This window comes from Dokdonia genika (assembly GCF_042652845.1).
Lineage (GTDB): Bacteria > Bacteroidota > Bacteroidia > Flavobacteriales > Flavobacteriaceae > Dokdonia > Dokdonia donghaensis.
This window is the reverse complement of record NZ_JBHSHB010000016.1, coordinates 216147-236660: the sequence shown is the minus strand read 5'-3', so window position 1 is coordinate 236660 and position 20514 is coordinate 216147. Positions and strand designations below refer to the sequence as shown.

Below are 20514 nucleotides of genomic sequence, written 5' to 3'. Positions count from 1 at the left end.
GTATCGTTTTAACGTGCACTTTAATATCAATTTATTTTCAAAGCGGATGTAACATCCGCTTTTTTTACTTTTAAATAGAATAGTATGCTTGTAGATTTTAATTCACTTTCAGACACATCAAGAATCTGGTTATACCAGTCTGATCAAAAATTTACAGATGAGCAAGTAGCTCAACTAGAGAAAGATTTGAGTACATTTTTAACTGGCTGGACAGCGCACGGAGCAAGTCTTAAAGCAGGTTTTGAAATAAAATATAATCGTTTTATAGCCATAGGCCTTGATCAAACAGAAGCTGCCGCTAGTGGATGCTCTATAGATAGCCAGGTGCGATTTATTATATCATTACAAGAGGAGCTCGGTGTAGATCTTCTTGATAAAATGAATGTGACTTATTATCAAAATGATCGCATACATTATAAAACACTTCTTGATTTTAAAAAAATGATCAAAGATGGTGCAGTAGGTAAGAACACTATAGTGTTTAATAATCTAGTAGCTACTGTAGGTGAGTATAAAGTAAACTGGGAGATTGCTGCAAAAGATAGCTGGCATTCTCGCTTTCTTAAAAAAGGAAAATAGCTAGTCTCTCTTAGTTCATAAGATGTTGTTAAGATTTCTAATTTTTAAGAACAGGGTTACAATAAACCCCCTATTTTTATATTAGTAATTAGAAAGCGCTTCTTGGCGTTATTTTTGATTTCTACAAGACAACTTAAAAACTTAGACTATATGGCGTTTACACGCAATCTTACCATACTATTATTTCTTTTATTTACCACCTTTGCTTTCGGTCAAGAGCGATACCCCTTATATGCAAATGATATTGTGGCTCAACGCGCTTGGGTTGATTCTGTTTATCAACAAATGACTCCAAAAGAGCGAATAGGTCAACTATTTATGGTGGACATATTCTCAAGTGATCCTCAAGTCAAGATAGATAAAATCAAAAAGCTCATTAAAGAAGAGCACATAGGCGGTCTCATCTTTTCCAAAGGTGGCCCTATGCGACAGGCAAAACTCAATAATGAGTTTCAAGCAATGTCAAAAACAAAACTGCTCGTGGGTATGGATGCAGAGTGGGGACTTGCAATGCGACTAGATAGCACATATGCTTTCCCTTGGAATATGACACTTGGTGCCATACAAGATAATAATATTGTAAAGAAGGTGGGGAGACGCATAGGCGAGCACTCAAAGCGTCTTGGTGTACACATTAACTTTGCTCCTGTAGTAGATATAAATATCAACCCTGCAAATCCTATTATAGGTAACCGCTCTTTTGGAGAAGATAAAATAAATGTTACAGAAAAGGCAATTGCCTTTATGGAAGGAATGCAAGAGGCGGGTGTATTAGGCAGTGCAAAGCATTTTCCTGGTCACGGAGATACAGATAAAGACAGTCATAAAACGCTTCCTACTCTCAATTTTACAAAAGAGCGACTTCAAGGTGTAGAGATGTACCCCTATAAACCTATTATAGAAAATGGTATTGCCAGCATTATGGTAGCACACCTCAATGTACCAGCACTTGTGCCAGAAAAAGGTGTACCCACAAGTATATCACCTACGGTGGTTACAAAAATACTCAAGGAAGATTACCTCTTTCACGGTTTAATATTTACAGACGCCCTTAATATGAAAGGCGCTGCAAACTTTAAAGAACCTGGAGATATTGATCTCGCAGCCTTTAAGGCAGGTAATGATATCTTACTTATAAGTGAAAATGTTCCTTCGGCTTCCGCCAAAATTTTAAATGCATTACAACAAGGTGAGATTACAGAAGAGCGGTTAGCCCATTCTGTTAAGAAAATACTATATGCAAAATACAAAGTAGGACTACATAATTATACACCTGTCACAACTAAAAATCTAGTAAATGACCTGAATTCTAGATATGATGATATCGTATATAGCGAGGCAATCGAAAATGCAATTACTGTTACAAAAAACAATAATAACGTTATCCCAGTTACAAATATTGATCAGAAAAAGATAGCTTATGTAGGTCTTGGTGATGATGACGGTTCGGCTTTTAAACAGCAACTACGCAAGTATGCTTCTATTGAAAATATTACAACAAAAACCCTAGAGGCCACTCAAGAAAAACTAACCGATTTTAACTATGTGATTATTGGTTTTCATAGATCTAACGCAAACCCTTGGAAGTCTTATAAGTTTACAAAAGAAAACATACGCTGGATTAAGGAGATAGCCAAAACAAAAACGGTCGTATTAGATCTTTTTGTGCGTCCGTATGCAATGCTAGACTTGCAAGACACACAAGATATAGAAGCGATAATACATAGTTACCAAAACAGTAAACTAGCACAAGAAAAAAGTGCACAGCTCATTTTTGGAGCAATCCCCAGTAAAGGAAGATTACCCGTATCGCTAGGGGAGACACCTATACGCACAGGGTTACAGTCTGGAACCTTAAGAAGAATGTCTTACGGTATACCAGAAGAGGTAGGTGTAGACTCAGACACGCTCAATATTAAGATAGACTCTCTTGTTAATCTAGGGATTAAAAGAGCAATGATGCCTGGAGCACAGGTGCTTGTAGCGCGCAGAGGTAAGGTGATTTATGATAAAAGTTTTGGTTATCACACCTATAATAAAAAACAACCTGTACGTCCAGAGAGTATGTATGACATCGCCTCTATGACAAAAATTCTTGCCTCATTACCGCTCTTAATGGAGCTTGAGAGCGAGGGAAGTATCGATCTAGAAGACAAGTTAGGCACGCTTATACCAGAACTAAAAGGTAGTAATAAAGCAAACATAACACTTAAGAAGGCCCTTTCTCATTATGGTAGATTCAAGGCGTGGATTCCGTTTTACGTGAGCACGCTAGACTCGGTTACAAAAAAACCGCTAGATGATTACTACAGCACCTCATACTCGCCTAATTATAATATTAAGGTGGCAGAGAAGATGTACCTGCGCACTGGATATACAGATACCATCATAAAGAAAATAGCCGACAGTGACTTACGCTCTCGCTTATCTTATAAGTATAGCGACTTGCCTTATTATCTGATGAAAAAATTTCTTGAAGATTATTATGGTAAGAATCTTCAAGAGATCACAAGTAGTCATTTTTATAACTCAATAGGAGCAAACTACACTGGATATAGGCCCCTTAGAAAGTTTAGAAAAGAAATGATTGTACCATCAGAAAATGATACCTACTGGCGCAATCAAAAAGTACAAGGATATGTACACGATATGGGAGCAGCGATGCAAAGCAATATGGGTGGCCACGCCGGGTTGTTTTCAAACTCAAATGATGTAGCAAAGTTGATGCAAATGTATCTTCAAGATGGTTATTATGGAGGCAAACGCTATTTCTCAAAAGAAACAATGGACCGCTTTAACACCTGTAATTATTGTGATAATAAAGTGCGCAGAGGTGTAGGCTTTGATAAACCACAACTTAGTGGTGGAGGCCCTACTTGCGGTTGTGTGCCTATGACGAGTTTTGGACATAGCGGTTTTACAGGGACTTACACCTGGGCAGACCCAGAAAATGAGTTAGTTTACGTGTTCTTATCTAACAGAACATTTCCTACTATGGAGAATAGAGCACTTATAAAATCAGGGTTGAGAACCACCATTCAAGAGGTGATTTATCAATCTTTAATTGATTAAATTTGTAAGGCTATGAGCTACTTGTACTACTTATAAAGTGTATGAGTCCGCTTTCGCGAAAGCCTAAAAAGAAACAACCCAAAAAACCGTACTATGAAAATTGCAATTGTCTGTTACCCAACCTTTGGAGGAAGTGGTGTAGTAGCAACCGAACTTGGAATCGCTTTATCAAAAAGAGGTCACGAGGTACACTTTGTTACCTACAAGCAGCCAGTGAGACTTGCATTGCTTAATGACAATATTCATTTTCACGAGGTAAATGTACCAGATTATGCGCTGTTTCATTATCAACCTTACGAGCTTGCTTTGTCTAGTAAGTTAGTACGTATTATAAAAAAAGAGAGCATTGATATCTTACACGTGCACTATGCAATACCACACGCATATGCGGGTTATATGGCAAAAGAAATGCTCAAGCAGGAGGGAATAGAAGTGCCTATGGTAACCACACTTCACGGTACAGATATAACTCTTGTAGGGAGTCACCCTTTTTATAGACCAGCGGTAAGTTTTAGTATTAATAATAGTGATGTTGTTACCTCTGTTTCAGAAAGTTTAAAGCAGGATACACTTCGCTTATTTGATATCACAAAAGAAATAGATGTGGTGCCTAACTTTATAGACTATACCGCTGTAGATGATAGTTTTACAGACTGCCAGCGCAGCCTTATGGCAAATGAAGATGAGCGTATAGTAACTCACATAAGTAACTTTAGAAAGGTAAAGCGTATCTCAGATGTTATCGAAGTGTTTTATCGATTACAACTTGAGATTCCTTCTAAGCTTCTTATGGTAGGTGAGGGGCCAGAACGTGAAGCGGCAGAGCAGCGCGTGAGAGAACTAGGTATAGAGGAGAAAGTACGATTTTTAGGTAATAGTAACGAGGTAGATAAAATACTTTGCTTTTCTGATCTTTTCTTACTGCCATCTGAGGCAGAGAGTTTTGGGCTTGCAGCGCTAGAGGCTATGGTAAACCGTGTACCAGTTATTTCAAGTAATGCCGGTGGTATACCAGAAGTAAATGTAGATGGTGTAACAGGTTATTTAAGTAACGTAGGTAACATTGCAGATATGGCTCAAAATGCTATACGCATACTTGAGGATGATGCTACCTTGGAACAGTTTAAAACTAATGCCAAAAAAGAAGCGGCCAAGTTTGATATTCAAAACATTGTACCGCTTTATGAGGAGTTATATGAAAGAGCTTTAGTAAAAGCTTAGATTTCTCTTAAAAAAGGTATCTTATACCTAGTGCTACATCAAACTCAAGACTATCATCAAAGTCATTAAGTATTGCTATCTCTGGTCTAAAATCTAGAGAGAGTAGCAGTGGGAAGTCAAACCTATATTCAATTCCGATATCACCAGCCGCGTTGAGAAAAAACTCACTGTCGTTATTATCAAATCCAGGAAAATCTTCGTCTACATCAAAAGATCCTACAGATGCACCTGCTCCGGCATACCAGTTTAAGCCACCATCTATATTCCATACCCACTGATAAATACCTGTACCTTTTATAGCATCAAAGTTATTACCCGTTCTCCACGAGAGGCCTAACTCTAGTCTATTATTCTCACTTAGTGCTCGCTGGTAGTTTACCTCTGTGCTAAAACCGTTATTATCGCCTAGTCTTAATCCTATAGCATTTGGAGAGATCTCTTGCCCTATAGCCGTTGCGCTAATTCCTATAAAGAGAAGTAGGGTATATATTGTATGTTTCATAGTTATTTATTTTAAGTGTAAAATTATTAAGAACACTACCTCTATAACGTTAACGACTGCATAAAATTTTATCTATTTTTATCCCTGTGAAAATATTATTAAAAAAATTACAGGCTCAATTAGAAGGAGAACTTTACTATGATAACCTTCATAAAACTATTTATGCGACAGATGCATCTGTATATCGTAAAATTCCGCTAGCTGTTGCTCTTCCTAAAACAGCGCAGGATATTAAAGTTTTATGTGAGTTTGCTTTACAAAATAGCATCACACTCATACCACGCACCGCAGGAACATCCCTAGCGGGACAGTGTGTAGGAGATGGGATTGTGGTAGATGTGTCAAAACACTTTACAAACATTATCTCTTTTGATAAAGAAAAGAAACAGGTTGTTGTACAGCCCGGAGTGATACGCGATGAGCTTAATTTATTTTTAAAGCCTCACGGCTTGTTTTTTGGACCTAATACATCTACTGCAAACCGCTGTATGATAGGGGGTATGGTAGGTAATAACTCTTCCGGAACCACCAGTATTCAGTATGGCGTGACCAGAGATAAGACGGTAAGACTTAAAACTATATTATCTGATGGGAGTGAGGCTACTTTTGAGAATTTAGATGAAGTACGCTTTCGCGAAAAGTTGACACACACCACCCTAGAAGGAAGTATATACAACACAATTTATACATCTCTAAAAGACGAGGAGTCAAGAGCAGAAATTGCAGCACATTTTCCAAAACCAGAGATACATAGAAGAAATACGGGCTATGCCCTAGATTACTTGGCACAAATGAACCCTTTTCACGTAAGTGGAAAAGATTTTAATATGTGTAGTTTACTCGCAGGAAGTGAGGGTACGCTTGCTTTTACTACAGAAATCACTTTACAACTTGACGAGTTACCTCCAGCATATAATGTACTTGTAGCCGCGCATTTTGAGGATTTAACTAGTTGTCTTAAAGCTGTTGTACCTGCGATGCGTCATAATCTCTTTACCTGCGAGATGATGGATAAAGTGATTTTAGACTGTACAAAAAACAATCGTGATCAGCTTAAAAATAGATTTTTTGTAGATGGTGATCCGGCAGCAATATTAATGCTAGAAGTTTGTGACCATACACTAGAAGGAGCAAGAGCACAAGCAAGTGCTGTTATTACAGATTTACAAAAGGAGCAAATAGGTTATGCCTTCCCAATACTAGAAGGACCAGAAGTAGCTCAAGCTATAGAGTTGCGTAAAGCAGGCCTGGGGCTCTTAGGAAATATAATAGGAGATAAAAAGGCTGTAGCTTGTATAGAAGATACGGCGGTGGCTCTAGAAGATCTAGCGGCTTATATAGATGAGTTTACCGCTATTATGGACCGTTATGAGCAAGATGCAGTGTATTATGCACACGCGGGCGCTGGAGAGTTGCATTTACGACCCATACTTGATTTAAAGAAAAAGGAAGATGTATCGCTCTTTAGACAGATTACTACAGATGTAGCGCATCTGGTTAAAAAATATTATGGCTCAATGAGTGGTGAGCACGGTGATGGTATTGTACGTGCAGAGTTCATACCACTTATGGTGGGTAAAAAAAATTATGAGATGATGAAAGCAGTTAAGAGTGCTTTTGACCCTCATCATATTTTTAATGCCGGAAAGATAATAGATGCTTTCCCTATGGATCAAAATTTGCGCTATGAAGTTGGTCGTCAAGAACCAGAGGTAGAGACGCTATTAAATTTTAATGACAATCAAGGAATACTACGCCTAGCCGAAAAATGTAATGGTAGTGGTGATTGTAGAAAGATGCCTAGCGCTGGAGGTGCTATGTGCCCTAGTTATCGTGCGACTCGTGATGAGAAAGATACAACTAGAGCGAGGGCCAATACCTTACGTGAGTTTTTAACAACTTCAGAAAAGGCAAATAAGTATAATCACAAGGAACTTAAGGATGTTTTTGACTTATGCCTTAGTTGCAAAGCGTGTGCAAGCGAGTGTCCAAGTAATGTAGATGTTGCTACGCTCAAAGCAGAGTTTGAGTATCAATATCAAAAATCTAATGGGAGTAGTTTACGCACCAAATTATTTGCGCATAACACAAAGATTAATAAGCTAGGAGCTGTAGCTCCTAGGTTTTATAATACAATGCTAGCGGTAACTGGTGGTGTTGCAAAAGCCACTTTAGGTATTGCAAAAAAGCGTAGTTTGCCTAAACTTGAGGTGTTTTTAAATCCTCAAGAGAGTAATGTAGCTCGCTGTACTAATTTGAGTACTCCAGCTATATCCAAAACTAAAGTTGTTCTTTATATAGATGAGTTTACACAATATCTAGATGGATCAATAGCGCAAGATGCTGTTGTACTTTTAACTAAGCTTGGATACGACTTGCAGGTAATTACAAACCACGATAGTGGTCGTTCTTACATCTCAAAAGGATTTTTAGATGAAGCAAAAGTTTTGACAAATAAAAACATTGCGGCGTTTAAAGATATTGGTGATGATACTGTTATAGTGGGTATAGAACCTTCGGCGTTGCTTACGTTTAGAGATGAATATATTCGACTGGCAGATGACGTAGAGATAGCAAAACAAATAGCTGCAAAGGCTTTTCTTATAGAAGAGTTTTTACATAATGAAATTAAAAAAGGAGTAATTACTGCCGAGCAGTTTTCCGCGAAAGCGAAAAAACTCAAAATACACGGGCATTGCCATCAAAAGGCACTCTCATCTGTATCACACACATTTGCAATACTTAATTTACCGGTAAACTATGTGCCTACCATTATACCATCTGGCTGCTGCGGTATGGCGGGCAGCTTTGGGTATGAGAAGGAGCATTATGAAGTGAGTATGAAGGTAGGTGAGCAAACCTTATTTCCCGCAGTGCGTAAGGCAGGTAATGACACTGTTATAGTTGCAAACGGGACTAGCTGTAGACATCAAATAAAGGATGGTACACAGCGTGTAGCTTTACATCCTGTTACGGTTTTAAGACAAGCCCTTAATTAATCATCACCAGCGACATCATAAGTAGTAATCACTTGATTAGTAAAACTAGAAGCACTCTCAGGAAATGGCAGTGTTACACCAAAGCTGCTTAAGTCCTCAAATTCATATTGAAAATCTAAATCAGAATTTACAAGACCAATATTTTGAGCATAGGTGTTTGTAGTTATGATAACATCTTGTGACTCAAGAAGTGTTACTTGTACACCTAATATAGATGCGCTTATAGTAGCATTAATAGTAAGTGTTGCTGTCAGAACACGTGGGAATGTCACTCCATTTATACTACTATTTTCTATTGTATTACCACTAGTAGATGTAACAAATGCATCTATAGTAACAGGGATTCCTTCTATTTCTTGAGTAATAGTTTGTGTAATCTGGTCAACTTGTGTGCCTGCTGTCGTAATTGATTGATCATATAATTTTATTACTGGTATAAGCAGCGAGATATTATTAGTCTCATCTAGAGGTATAGTAACTTCTCCAGAGTAACGTAAGGTACCTTCACTTTCTACAAGTCCACCAGCAGCGATAAGATTGGTAATAAAGCCTGCGCTATCTACATTTGACTCAAAACCTGTAAAGCTTGTTCCATTAATTTCGGTGAGTCCTATTACCTCAAGATTGTCTTGTGTAGTATCCATATCATCTGTGGTGACGTCATACTGCCAGTTATCTCCAGTGGTTAAAGAGTAGTAGCTATATACTGGAGCATCTTCCATCTGGTCCTCACTCTCACCCATATCTGTAGTGCTCTGAGTATCCTCATCTGAGTCACTGCAACTTATAAAAGTTATAAAAAGGGATAAGGCGAGTAGTGTGTGAAATTTCATAATGTACTTATTTGCTTTAAAACAAATATAGTAAACAATGCCTTGCTGCTATTTTAGAACATTAGGTAACAACGCGCTAAGATCATACATAGGGTCTAAAGCTTCTTCAACGTAAGAGGTTTTATCAAACTCTGCTCTGTAGTTTTTGAGACTCCACTCTTTATCGTGATATTCTAGGTATGTTAGATTTTCAATCCAGTCTCCACTATTAAGATATAAGGTACTTCCTTTATGATTTTTTACCTTACGTATAGCAGGCTGGTGTATGTGGCCACATATTACATAATCAAACTTGTTTTCTATAGCAAGATCTGTAGCCGTGTTTTCAAAATCGTTTATAAACTTAACAGCTCCTTTTACACTATTCTTTATTTTTTTAGAAAGCGAGTATTTCTCTCTTCCCATTTTTACAAGCCATTTATTAAGTAGTCTATTAAATAGTATTAAAAAGTCGTAACCCCATCCGCCTAGTTTTGCAATCCACTTGGTGTGCTGTATGGAGACATCAAAAACATCTCCGTGAAAAAACCACGCTTTTTTACCATCTAGGTTAAGTACTAACTTGTCTATGAGATGGATATTACCCATCACAGCATCGCTAAATTTGCGAAGCATTTCATCGTGATTACCCGTAATATAATAGACCTTGGTACCCTTTGAGGCGAGTGTGATAATCTTTTTAATAACCTTAAGATGCTCTTTTGGGAAAAACCGTTTTCTAAACTGCCAGATGTCTACAATATCACCGTTAAGGATAAGAATTTCTGGTTTTATTGAGTTTAGATATTGAAAAACCTCTGTAGCGTGACAGCCGTAAGTGCCTAAATGTATGTCTGAAAGTACAACTATTTCTACAGGTCTCTTCAATGTATCGTTTTGAATGCAAGTTCTTTATAAAACATAATGTAGTTGTTAATAAGCGGTTAAGTGCTCAAAAAGTTTTTGTTATGATTTTTGAGCTACTTTAATTAATCATTAAGTGAGTTATTAGTTTTTGATTATGAGCTTTTCAATTTACATTTGTTGAAAACAAGTACAATGGCTGGTAATACCTACGGAACTATATTTAAACTCACCACTTTTGGCGAGTCTCACGGTAAGGCAATAGGAGGAATCATAGATGGATGTCCTGCAGGTCTTGAGATAGATTTTGATGCAATACAAAGAGATCTTGATCGTCGTAAACCAGGACAATCTAAAATTGTAACCCAGCGTAAGGAGCCAGATACGGTAGACTTTTTATCTGGTATTTTTGAAGAAAAGACTACAGGGACTCCTATAGGTTTTCAAATTGTAAACACAAATCAGAAATCTAAAGATTACGGTCATATAAAAGACACCTATAGACCAAGCCACGCAGACTATACGTATGATAAAAAATATGGTAACCGCGATTATCGTGGTGGTGGGAGATCTTCGGCTAGAGAGACTGCGAGTAGAGTAGTAGCTGGGGCGATTGCAAAGCAATTTTTAAAAGGCATAACCTTTCACGCATTTACAAGTGCGGTAGGAGATCTATCTATGGATACTCCATATCAAGAACTTGACTTTAATGAGATTGAAAAAAATGATGTGAGATGTGCTGATCCCGCTTTCGCGAAAGCGTGTGAAGAAAAAATTAAAGTAATTAAAAAACAAGGTGATACCATAGGAGGTGTTATAACTTGTGTGATACAAAACGTACCTATAGGGTTAGGAGAGCCTGTGTTTGATAAACTACACGCAGAGTTAGGTAAAGCTATGCTTTCTATAAATGCTGTAAAGGGCTTTGAGTATGGAAGCGGTTTTGAGGGAGCAAAGATGAAGGGCTCAGACCATAACGACCATTTTAATAATGACGGTACCACAAAGACCAATCTTAGTGGTGGCGTACAAGGCGGTATCTCAAACGGGATGGATATTTATTTTAAAGTAGCGTTTAAGCCTGTAGCTACTGTAATGCAAAAGCAAGAAACGATTAATGCCGCTGGAGAAACTGTAGAGATGCAAGGTAAAGGGCGTCACGATCCTTGTGTAGTCCCTAGAGCGGTGCCTATAGTAGAAGCAATGGCAGCACTTGTGATTGCAGATTTTGTACTACGAGATAAATCTGTTAGATTGTAGCATAATTTATTTATTTAATAAAAAGCTCACTTACTAAAAAGTAGGCTTTTGTATAAACTATATCGATATAGCGTGGCTTTACGTCGTGCCTAGTAAATATTAAGACCTTTATGAAAAAACTTGCGTTACACTGGAGAATATTAATAGGAATGGTTTTAGGAGTTGTTTTTGCTCTCATTATGACAAATTTTGAGTGGGGAAAGGACTTTGTAAGTGACTGGATAAAACCCTTTGGGACCATCTTTATTAACTCTTTAAAGTTAATTGCAATACCATTAATACTTGCCGCGCTCATCAAAGGAGTGTCAGATCTTAAAGATATATCTAAGCTCTCACAGATGGGAGGGCGTACTATAGGGACGTATGTTGTCACTACGGTTATTGCAGTGTCTATAGGGCTTGTTTTAGTAAATATTGTATCTCCAGGTAAATCTATCTCAGACGAGACGCGTACAGAGCTTGTAGAAGGTTATACAGATAGTACAAATAAATATAAAGAAACTGCAAAGGCACAGAAAGAAACAGGACCATTGCAGGCTCTTGAAGACCTTGTACCACAAAATATATTTTCGGCAGCGACAAGTAATCGTAATATGCTGCAGGTAATCTTTTTTGCAGTATTCTTTGGCATAGGGCTTATTTTAATACCTGAAGAAAAGAGTAAGACGGTAAAAAGCTTTTTTGATGGTGTAAATGAAGTGATACTTAAAATGGTAGATCTCATTATGCTCGCAGCACCCTACGGTGTGTTTGCACTTCTTGCAGCCCTTGTGGTAGAGTCGCCTAATGCAGATCTTTTTAAAGCCCTGGGCTGGTATGCATTTACGGTTGTACTTGGTCTATTGTGTATGATAGGCGTTTATATGCTCATCGTTATCATCTTTACAAAAAGAAGTCCAGCATCATTTCTTAATGGTATTTCTCCAGCACAACTATTAGCATTCTCAACAAGTTCTAGCGCTGCTACATTACCAGTAACAATGGAGCGAGTTACAGAACACTTAGGTGTAGAGGAAGAGGTGGCTAGTTTTGTCTTACCTGTAGGAGCGACTATCAATATGGATGGTACTAGTTTATATCAAGCAGTAGCGGCAGTATTTATAGCACAAGCTTTTGGTATGGATCTTACACTAGGTACACAACTGGGTATTATAGCAACAGCAACACTGGCTTCTATAGGTAGTGCTGCAGTACCTGGTGCAGGTATGGTAATGCTTGTGGGTGTACTAGGTTATGCAGGAATACCTGAGGCAGGACTTGCACTTATTTTTGCGGTAGATAGACCTCTTGATATGTGTCGTACAGTAGTAAATGTGACTGGTGATGCTGCGGTATCTATGGTAGTTGCAAAGTCTGTAGATAAGCTAGGTGATCCTAAGGTAAAAGACTGGGATGACAACTACAAGGGATAGAAGCGCTAGCTTTTATTTGTCATTATCAATATCATAATTTAAGAAGGTTTATTGCGTCGTTTTTTGCGAGTCTAGTATTGTAGTTTTAGGAGATTTTCTCCTTGTATTCTGTACTTTTATAGTCACTAAGATGATTGTAAAATAATGAAGAATATAAAGACTATTGCTTTTGATGCAGACGATACTCTATGGGTAAACGAAACTTTCTTTAGAGATGCAGAACATACTTTTTGTGAACTGCTAAGCGATTATATAGACTACGATAATTGCCAGAAGCGTCTTTTTGAAATGGAGATGCGCAACCTAGCACTATATGGTTATGGTATCAAGCCTTTTACATTATCACTAATAGAATGTGCGCAAGAGGTGTCTGATGGGAAAGTTTCTAATGCCATTATAGGCGATATTATAGATCTAGGTAAGGATATGCTCAACGCGCCTGTTACCTTACTACCGCATATAGAAGAGGTGCTAGAGGAGCTATCAAAGCATTACAAGCTTGTAGTTGCTACTAAAGGTGATTTACTAGATCAAGAACGTAAGCTCGAGAAATCTGGTCTGTCAAAATATTTTCACCACATAGAGGTAATGTCTGATAAACAACCGGCAAATTATCTAAAGCTTATAAAACATCTAGATATAGACCCTACTTCATTTTTAATGGTAGGGAACTCTTTAAAGTCTGATGTGTTGCCGGTGCTTGAGGTAGGTAGTTATGCGGTGCATATTCCTTTTCATACTACTTGGGCTCACGAGCAGGTAGATATAGAAGTGTCTCACGAGCGTTTTAAAAGTCTTGAAGATGCTAGGTCTTTAAGTTCCATTTTATCTTAGTTTTATACGAGTAGATTAAAAATATAAAAATAAAAACCTATGAATTTTCACACACGCAAATGGATTAAACCAGAAGACTTAAACCCAAATGGAACTTTGTTTGGAGGAAGGTTGTTAGAGTGGATAGATGAAGAAGCTGCATTATATACTATAATTCAGATAGAGAACCCTCGATCTGTCACAAAGTATATGAGTGAGATAGATTTTCGCGCAAGCGCAAAAAAAGGTGACATTATTGAGATAGGTCTTGAGGCTACTAAGTTTGGGACAGCATCTGTTACTCTTAAGTGTGAGGTGAGAAATAAAATGACACGAGAGACTATTATTACTATAGAACGTATTGTGATGGTAGGACTAGATGAAGAAGGTAAGCCCCAACCACACGGTAAGACAGAAATAGAGTATGTAAAAAATAGACTAGGTGCATCTACAGAGTAGAGAAGGTAATTCTTCTTAAGAATGGGTTAACTCTTATCGGTTGCACCTATAAATGAATATTTTACGTTTAGTTTTATTGTGTCAAAATGATGCTTTACTAAATGAAAAAACTATTACTACTTGTATTACTTATTATTATCACATCTTGTGATGAGGGAGATGTCGTCTCTACCGAAACTATTGCAGAGGAGATTACAAGAGGGGCTGTTTTAAGAACGCAGGAGTACATAAATAATGACTACTTAATTACAGATCTACAAAGCGATTTTCACGTTGTAATTGAAGAGCAAGATCTTGAAGATGGAGACTTGCTAGATGAGGTTGAGGTTTATATACAGTACATAGGTAATACTTCGGTCACAGAGGCACTTTCTACACAAGAGGTATTATATGATGTTATACCGGCTTCAGATTTTTATGAAGGCGAATTTGGTTTACCTCGATATGAACTTAATATATCATTTCAAGAGGCACTTTCCTTTGTAGACTTACAGCTTAGTGATGTTGCTGTAAAAGATCAATTTATATACAGGCTTAATTTAAAACTTACTGATGGTAGAAATTTTACCACAGGTACTTCTAGCTCTATAATAATCGCTTATGATACGTTCTATAGTTCCCCATTTCTTTATACTATTAATGTAGTATCACCCATAGATGATACGGCATACACGGGGGTGTATGCCGTAGAGTCTATACTGGATGGACCAGCCCCAGATGGAGAAACCTTTGTAGATTGCTATACGGTAGAAATTACAAAAGGGCGATCTAATACCACAAGACAATTTTATGCCTGGCATTGGAGGTATCATAGGGGAATAGAGCAAAAACGAAGATGGGAGTTTAATATAGTGGGAGATGAGATTGTTTTTGGTAAAAATCAGCTGTCTTCACCAGAAGGTTATTGCAGCTCTACAGCGCCTATTTTACTTGGGCCTGATACAGAAAATGGGAGTGCAGATATTGTAGATGATACTGTTTTTGAACTCTGGTTTGTAGAGGGCTACCTTAACTTTGATGGTGGTTGTGGATTTAACACCGCACCATCTAGATATAGATTTACAAAACAATAAATTATGAAAAAAATATACTTTATAATCTTAGTAGGCATTTTAACAACCTGTAGTGATGACGAAAAAGCGATAGAGGTTGTTACTGAGGAAATAGAACGTGGTGCCGTGTTGAGAAACATCACTCGTATTCAAAACAATTTTGAAGCAGGAGATCTTACTAGTGCATTTGCTGTAGAGATAGAAGAGCAAGATGAAGAAGATGGAGCATTGTTAGACTTTGTACGAGTTTATACAAAGTATATAGATCGTGACGTGTCAAACGGAAATGACACATCTCCAGAGATTATACTTAAAGATATTGAAGCTTCAAGCTTTACCACAGGACCAGTGGGTTTACCTAGGCACACATTAAATGTGAGCTATGAAGAGACTGTCACTTCGCATAATCTAGATTTAAACGCAATTCAACCAGGAGATCAGTTTGAGGTAAGGCTAGAGGTTTTCTTAACAGATGGTCGTAGTTATAGTAATGATAGTGGCTCTGCTTCTATACTTACAGACTTTTGTTTTTTTAAATCCCCATATCGTTATGTGATTAATGTGATAGAACCCATCCCTGATGCAGATTTTACAGGCACCTATTTTTACGAAATTATAAGTGATCAAGATGACACGGGTGTAAATGCTGAAGGCTTTATTACTATAAATAGTACCTCTATGTCTAACGTACGTTATATGCCATTATATACAGATGCGTTAGAATTTACTATTGCTGGAACTTCTATTTATCCAAAAATTTATGGATCATATAATGGTTTTTGTAGGGACTCGACTTTTCATATTCTTACAGGGCCAAGTGATACGTCCTTTGGACAAGTAAACTTAATAGATGATACCGTTTTTGATATGACTATCGTGATAGGTTATGAAGGTTGGGATGGACAGTTAGGAAATAACGTGAGAGAGTTTACTTATAGATTTACAAAGCAATGATATGTTTACGCTTTCGCGAAAGCGTAATACCCAATTGTTAATATTATCTAAATTAAATTAACTCCCAGCAGTCAATTCTTATTTTCGAGTAGAAATACACTATCGATGAAAAGAATACTACTCCTTTGTTTACTAGCCACTTTTTTTACAGCACAAGATTCCTTTGCACAAGGCAAAAAAACACGCCGTAAAAAATCTAAAAATAAGACTGAAACGAAGGCTCCAGAAGAAAAGCCAGATAAGAGTGGTTTTAAACCATACAATAAAGTAATCACAAAAGAAGCGGTTACAGATTCTGGATTATTTCAAGTACATAAAGTTAAGGATGAGTTCTTTTATGAGGTTCCTTTCTCACAGCTTAACAAAGATATGCTGTGGGTAACCCGTATTGCTCAAATTCCTAATGGATTAGGGGGAGGTTATATAAATGCTGGCTCAAAGACCAATGAGCAAGTAGTGCAGTGGGAGCGTTTTCAAGATAAAATACTTATTAAAATTAAATCGTATGCCAGTGTAGCAGATAGTACAAAGGCGATAAGTAATTCTGTACGTGTAAATAATTATGAGCCTACACTCTACGCGTTTGACATCAAGGCTTTTGATAAAGACTCTACAGCAGCTGTTATTAATGTAACAAAGCTATTCTCGTCTGATGTAAAGGGTATAAGTGCACTATCTGGTCGTTTACGTAAACAGTATAAAGTAAAAAAACTAGATGCGAGTCGCAGTTTTATAAACAGTGTTAAGAGTTTTCCAGAAAATATAGAGGTAAAACAAGATTTTACATATGATGCGGCAGAGCCACCTACAGAGAGGGCTGCAGAGAGTATAAGCCTTCAGGTAAACCAGTCTATGATATTACTGCCAAAGCAACCTATGCAACCTAGATTGTACGACCCAAGAGTAGGCTTCTTTACAGTAAAGCAATATGATTACGGTAGTGAGGCGCTCAAGGCAGATCAAAAAACATACATACGTCGCTGGAGACTAGAGCCTAGTGATGTAGAAGCATATAAGCGAGGAGAACTTGTAGACCCTGTAAAACCTATTGTATATTATTTAGATCCTGGAACGCCAGAGTCACTTAAGGAGTATATAAAACAAGGTATAGAGGACTGGCAAAAACCGTTTGAAACAGCAGGTTTTAAAAATGCCATTATAGCAAAAGATGCTCCTACACCAGAAGAAGATCCTGAGTTTAGTCCAGAAGATATACGTTACTCTGTAGTGCGCTATGTAGCCAGTACAACTCGTAATGCCGTAGGCCCTAGCGTGTCTGACCCACGTAGCGGGGAGATTATAGAGAGTGACATTATCTGGTATCACAATCACTTAAGAAGTTATAGAAACCGTTATTTACTAGAGACTGGTGCGGCAAACCCAAGCGCACGCACACTAAATACTCCAGAAGAGGAGATAGGGGAGATGATGCGTATGGTGATAGCTCACGAGGTAGGTCACGCACTTGGTTTTCCTCACAATATGGCGGCAAGTTATGCATATAATGTAGAGTCATACCGTGATGGAGCATTTACTCAAAAAAATGGTATCGCAGCGAGTCTTATGGATTATGCTCGTTATAACTATATCGCACAGCCAGGAGACACAAACATTCGCTTTGTGAGACAGATGGGACCTTATGATCACTATGCTACAAACTGGGGTTATAGATGGATACCAGATGCTACCTCACCGTTAATGGAGAAAGCAACCCTTAACCAGTGGATTCAAGAAAAAGCTGGAGATCCAATCTATAAATTCGGGAGACAGTCTAGTAGCTTTGACCCACAATCACAAACGGAGGCGATAGGTAATGACCCTGTAAAGGCAAGTACGTATGGTATTAAAAACCTACGCTACGTAGCGCAAAACTTACCGTCGTGGACATCTAGCAAAACAAACGATTACCAAGACCTAGAAGAACTCTATGGAGAACTCATAGGGGTGTATAGTAGATTTGTAGGTCACGTGGTGACTAACGTAGGTGGCGTATATGAAAACATCAAAACTCCTGCACAGGGAGGCGTGGTGTACACGCACCTAGATGAAGCATCACAAAAGGAATCTATGCAATGGTTACAGAATAACCTTTTTGAAACACCTATCTGGCTTGTAGACCCTGCTATCTTACAAAATATAGACCACGCCGGTTATGCAGAAAAAATAAGAAGAACACAATCTAGATACTTAAATAGACTTTTAAGTTTTGATAGATTAGGGAGATTAATAGATGCAGAGACTACACAGACAGAATATTATAGTGCTCTAGAGATGCTTTCAGACCTGAGGTCTGGTATCTGGTCTGAGACAAGAAGAGGTGCTTCTGTAGATATCTATCGTCGTAACTTACAGCGATCATACTTAGATCGTATGGCGTTTTTAATGACAGATGAAGGGCCAAAATCAAGATCTGGAAGACCAGGTTTTGAGGGAGCTTTACGTTATGATATAAGCGCATCAGATGTAAGACCCCTTGTACGTGGAGAGTTGCAAAAACTTAAAAAGATATTAAGGTCAGCGCGCAATGCAAGTGTAGATACAATGACTAAGTACCATTATGAAGATGCAATTGCACGTATAGATCAATTACTTGATCCAAAATAATTACTCACAGTCAAAGTCTATGTCGAGCACTTTTAACCCGTAATTTTTTGCGTCATAGTTAAAGTGCCACCATTCGGTACGTATAGGTGAAAAGCCAAATTTTTTCATCACAGACCACAGCTGTTTTCTATTTGCCGTAATGGTATCGTTATGTGGGTGGTCTATATGAGCTTCTTTTCCAAAAAAGTCATAGTCACTACCCATATCTAGCTGCGTGCCGTCCAGCTTTACAATGGTCATATCTATTGCAGCACCACGGTTATGTATAGACCCACTACCGTAAGGATTGCCCACGTAGCCAGGGTTAGGGTAAATCTCCCACATCTTTTTTTGTACAGAGAGTGGGCGATAGCAATCATATAGCTGTATCATATACCCTAGCTCGCAAAAGTAGTTATTTGCCTCAACGAGCGCCTCTGCAACCTCTGGTATAAGGAGACACTGCACACAGTCGTAAACGGTTTGTTCTAGAAAATTATCATCTGTAGCATAGCGTACATCATATGAAAATTTTGAATCAAATTCGGCTATATTAACCAGCGGACTTTTTTGATCGCTTTGCATTGCAAGAAAAAAAAGTGCTGATAGTACTAAAAAAAACGTGCGATATATCTTCATACTGGAAAATTACGATTAATTTGGTTTTTTACGCTTTCGCGAAAGCGTAATTTTAATAATACAATGCTCCTTAATGATTGATTTACCTAAAATTGAAACCAAACGTCTTGCTGTAAAGCTCACTGCTAGAGCCGAAAAGCTTGTTAAACAAGGGCACCCTTGGGTTTTTGATAATAGTATTGCAAAACTCAATAAGGAAGGTCAAGCTGGAGATCTTGCCATTCTTTTTGATAACAGGGCAGATAAGGTGTATGGTATCGCTCTTTATGATCCAGATTCACCCATACGTCTTAAGGTACTAAGTAGTACCCCAGCTACTGCAAATGAAGCATTTTTTAAGGATAAAATTCAAGTAGCTTTTAAAAAAAGAGCTAAACTCTTACGTACAGATACTAATAGTTATCGACTTCTTTTTGGTGAGAATGATGGTTTTCCTGGTCTCATTGCAGATGTGTACGATAACGTGATTGTAGTAAAAGTATATAGCGCTATCTGGTTTCCATACCTAGAGATGGTATTACCCCATTTACTAGCTATTTCTCATACTGAGATTATGGTGTTAAGGTTGAGTCGTAATGTGGGTAAAGGCAATACTTATGGTCTTACAGATGGACAGGTGATACACGGCGTACTTAAAAACGACGTTGTCACTTTTGTGGAGCACGGTGTAAAATTTTCGGCAAATGTGATTTATGGTCATAAAACAGGTTACTTTTTAGATCATCGCAACAACCGTAAGCGTGTGGGAGAACTTTCTAGAGGAAAGAGTGTGCTAGACGTTTTTAGTTATGCCGGAGGATTTTCTGTACACGCGCTTGCTGGTGGAGCAAAAGAGGTAGTGAGTCTTGACATAAGCGCACAGGCGCTAGAAGTGGCCGTACAAAATGGAAAGTTAAACCCGCATAAGGGTACGCATAAAACGATGGCTATAGATGCTTTTGTGGGATTACAGCAACTTATAGATGAGCAACAGCAGTTTGATATTGTTGTGATAGACCCGCCTAGTTTTGCAAAAAGTGCGAGAGAAGTGCCTACTGCTAGAAATAGTTATGCAAGACTGGCACAACTGGGAGCGCAGCTCACTAAGAGAAATGGGTTACTGGTACTAGCATCTTGCTCTTCTAGAGTTGAGGCTCAGGTCTTTTTTGATATATGTGAGGCACATATAAGAAAGTCTAATAGAACCTTTAATGTAGAAGATAAAACCTACCACGACATAGATCACCCTATAGGTTTTCCAGAAGGTGCTTATCTCAAATGTGGGTACTACAGGCTTAATTAATTACACTAAAA

The 20514-nt window shown here is 38.0% G+C and carries 16 protein-coding genes; 12 read left to right on the top strand and 4 right to left on the bottom strand.

What is annotated here, in order from left to right; all coding sequences use genetic code 11:
* The first annotated feature begins 84 nt into the window (after positions 1-84).
* The 3 genes from ACFO5T_RS10715 (at position 85) to bshA (ending at position 4872) form a co-directional block, all read left to right on the top strand.
* Complete coding sequence (locus ACFO5T_RS10715) at positions 85-579, top strand: hypothetical protein (protein ID WP_035324540.1); 495 nt, start codon at positions 85-87, stop codon at positions 577-579.
* Positions 580-729: 150 nt separating this feature from the next.
* The gene (locus ACFO5T_RS10710) at positions 730-3651 is read left to right on the top strand and encodes a glycoside hydrolase family 3 N-terminal domain-containing protein (protein ID WP_380034266.1); all 2922 of its coding nucleotides are present in this window, start codon (positions 730-732) and stop codon (positions 3649-3651) included.
* A gap of 93 nt (positions 3652-3744) precedes the next feature.
* Positions 3745-4872: an N-acetyl-alpha-D-glucosaminyl L-malate synthase BshA gene (gene bshA, locus ACFO5T_RS10705; protein WP_035324541.1), complete on the top strand. Its 1128-nt coding sequence runs from the start codon at positions 3745-3747 to the stop codon at positions 4870-4872.
* A 7-nt stretch (positions 4873-4879) separates the two neighbouring features.
* On the opposite strand, the gene ACFO5T_RS10700 is transcribed toward bshA, so the two are convergent.
* A complete protein-coding gene (locus ACFO5T_RS10700; RefSeq protein WP_380034263.1) occupies positions 4880-5374 on the bottom strand; it encodes a hypothetical protein in 495 nt (164 codons plus the stop codon).
* An 86-nt stretch (positions 5375-5460) separates the two neighbouring features.
* Between ACFO5T_RS10700 and ACFO5T_RS10695 the strand changes: the two genes are divergently transcribed.
* Positions 5461-8373 (top strand): FAD-binding and (Fe-S)-binding domain-containing protein, encoded by a 2913-nt coding sequence (locus ACFO5T_RS10695; protein WP_380034261.1) that lies wholly within the window; start codon positions 5461-5463, stop codon positions 8371-8373.
* Here ACFO5T_RS10695 and ACFO5T_RS10690 read toward each other — a convergent pair.
* Complete coding sequence (locus ACFO5T_RS10690) at positions 8370-9206, bottom strand: hypothetical protein (protein WP_380034259.1); 837 nt, start codon at positions 9204-9206, stop codon at positions 8370-8372. The genes ACFO5T_RS10695 and ACFO5T_RS10690 overlap by 4 nt on opposite strands.
* Positions 9207-9254: 48 nt before the next feature.
* Positions 9255-10073 carry a UDP-2,3-diacylglucosamine diphosphatase gene (locus ACFO5T_RS10685; RefSeq protein WP_380034257.1) on the bottom strand — a complete coding sequence of 273 codons (819 nt, stop codon included), beginning with the start codon at positions 10071-10073 and terminating at the stop codon, positions 9255-9257.
* A gap of 171 nt (positions 10074-10244) precedes the next feature.
* Between ACFO5T_RS10685 and aroC the strand changes: the two genes are divergently transcribed.
* From aroC to ACFO5T_RS10650, 7 genes are all read left to right on the top strand, one after another.
* Positions 10245-11309: a chorismate synthase gene (gene aroC, locus ACFO5T_RS10680; RefSeq protein ID WP_021778736.1), complete on the top strand. Its 1065-nt coding sequence runs from the start codon at positions 10245-10247 to the stop codon at positions 11307-11309.
* 110 nt (positions 11310-11419) lie between these two features.
* Positions 11420-12721 (top strand): dicarboxylate/amino acid:cation symporter, encoded by a 1302-nt coding sequence (locus tag ACFO5T_RS10675; RefSeq protein ID WP_380034254.1) that lies wholly within the window; start codon positions 11420-11422, stop codon positions 12719-12721.
* Between the two features lie 144 nt (positions 12722-12865).
* On the top strand, positions 12866-13555 hold the full coding sequence (locus ACFO5T_RS10670) for an HAD family hydrolase (protein WP_021778738.1): 690 nt from the start codon (positions 12866-12868) through the stop codon (positions 13553-13555).
* Between the two features lie 39 nt (positions 13556-13594).
* Positions 13595-13993 carry an acyl-CoA thioesterase gene (locus ACFO5T_RS10665; protein ID WP_021778739.1) on the top strand — a complete coding sequence of 133 codons (399 nt, stop codon included), beginning with the start codon at positions 13595-13597 and terminating at the stop codon, positions 13991-13993.
* Between the two features lie 101 nt (positions 13994-14094).
* The gene (locus ACFO5T_RS10660; protein ID WP_380034252.1) at positions 14095-15066 is read left to right on the top strand and encodes a hypothetical protein; all 972 of its coding nucleotides are present in this window, start codon (positions 14095-14097) and stop codon (positions 15064-15066) included.
* Between the two features lie 3 nt (positions 15067-15069).
* Positions 15070-15999: a hypothetical protein gene (locus ACFO5T_RS10655; RefSeq protein ID WP_380034250.1), complete on the top strand. Its 930-nt coding sequence runs from the start codon at positions 15070-15072 to the stop codon at positions 15997-15999.
* Positions 16000-16104: 105 nt separating this feature from the next.
* Positions 16105-18603 carry a zinc-dependent metalloprotease gene (locus ACFO5T_RS10650; protein WP_380034248.1) on the top strand — a complete coding sequence of 833 codons (2499 nt, stop codon included), beginning with the start codon at positions 16105-16107 and terminating at the stop codon, positions 18601-18603.
* Here ACFO5T_RS10650 and ACFO5T_RS10645 read toward each other — a convergent pair whose 3' ends face one another.
* Complete coding sequence (locus ACFO5T_RS10645) at positions 18604-19167, bottom strand: M15 family metallopeptidase (protein WP_375251892.1); 564 nt, start codon at positions 19165-19167, stop codon at positions 18604-18606. It abuts the gene before it with no gap.
* Between the two features lie 127 nt (positions 19168-19294).
* Between ACFO5T_RS10645 and ACFO5T_RS10640 the strand changes: the two genes are divergently transcribed.
* On the top strand, positions 19295-20503 hold the full coding sequence (locus ACFO5T_RS10640; protein ID WP_380034246.1) for a class I SAM-dependent rRNA methyltransferase: 1209 nt from the start codon (positions 19295-19297) through the stop codon (positions 20501-20503).
* Positions 20504-20514 lie beyond the last annotated feature (11 nt).

What these genes read in the sequence shown, in the direction of transcription:
- ACFO5T_RS10715 (WP_035324540.1), top strand. Translation starts at nt 85, where the DNA reads ATGCTTGTAGATTTTAATTCACTTTCAGACACATCAAGAATCTGGTTA.
- ACFO5T_RS10710 (WP_380034266.1), top strand. Translation starts at nt 730, where the DNA reads ATGGCGTTTACACGCAATCTTACCATACTATTATTTCTTTTATTTACC.
- bshA (WP_035324541.1), top strand. Translation starts at nt 3,745, where the DNA reads ATGAAAATTGCAATTGTCTGTTACCCAACCTTTGGAGGAAGTGGTGTA.
- ACFO5T_RS10700 (WP_380034263.1), bottom strand. Translation starts at nt 5,374, where the DNA reads ATGAAACATACAATATATACCCTACTTCTCTTTATAGGAATTAGCGCA.
- ACFO5T_RS10690 (WP_380034259.1), bottom strand. Translation starts at nt 9,206, where the DNA reads ATGAAATTTCACACACTACTCGCCTTATCCCTTTTTATAACTTTTATA.
- aroC (WP_021778736.1), top strand. Translation starts at nt 10,245, where the DNA reads ATGGCTGGTAATACCTACGGAACTATATTTAAACTCACCACTTTTGGC.
- ACFO5T_RS10675 (WP_380034254.1), top strand. Translation starts at nt 11,420, where the DNA reads ATGAAAAAACTTGCGTTACACTGGAGAATATTAATAGGAATGGTTTTA.
- ACFO5T_RS10670 (WP_021778738.1), top strand. Translation starts at nt 12,866, where the DNA reads ATGAAGAATATAAAGACTATTGCTTTTGATGCAGACGATACTCTATGG.
- ACFO5T_RS10665 (WP_021778739.1), top strand. Translation starts at nt 13,595, where the DNA reads ATGAATTTTCACACACGCAAATGGATTAAACCAGAAGACTTAAACCCA.
- ACFO5T_RS10660 (WP_380034252.1), top strand. Translation starts at nt 14,095, where the DNA reads ATGAAAAAACTATTACTACTTGTATTACTTATTATTATCACATCTTGT.
- ACFO5T_RS10655 (WP_380034250.1), top strand. Translation starts at nt 15,070, where the DNA reads ATGAAAAAAATATACTTTATAATCTTAGTAGGCATTTTAACAACCTGT.
- ACFO5T_RS10650 (WP_380034248.1), top strand. Translation starts at nt 16,105, where the DNA reads ATGAAAAGAATACTACTCCTTTGTTTACTAGCCACTTTTTTTACAGCA.
- ACFO5T_RS10645 (WP_375251892.1), bottom strand. Translation starts at nt 19,167, where the DNA reads ATGCAAAGCGATCAAAAAAGTCCGCTGGTTAATATAGCCGAATTTGAT.
- ACFO5T_RS10640 (WP_380034246.1), top strand. Translation starts at nt 19,295, where the DNA reads ATGATTGATTTACCTAAAATTGAAACCAAACGTCTTGCTGTAAAGCTC.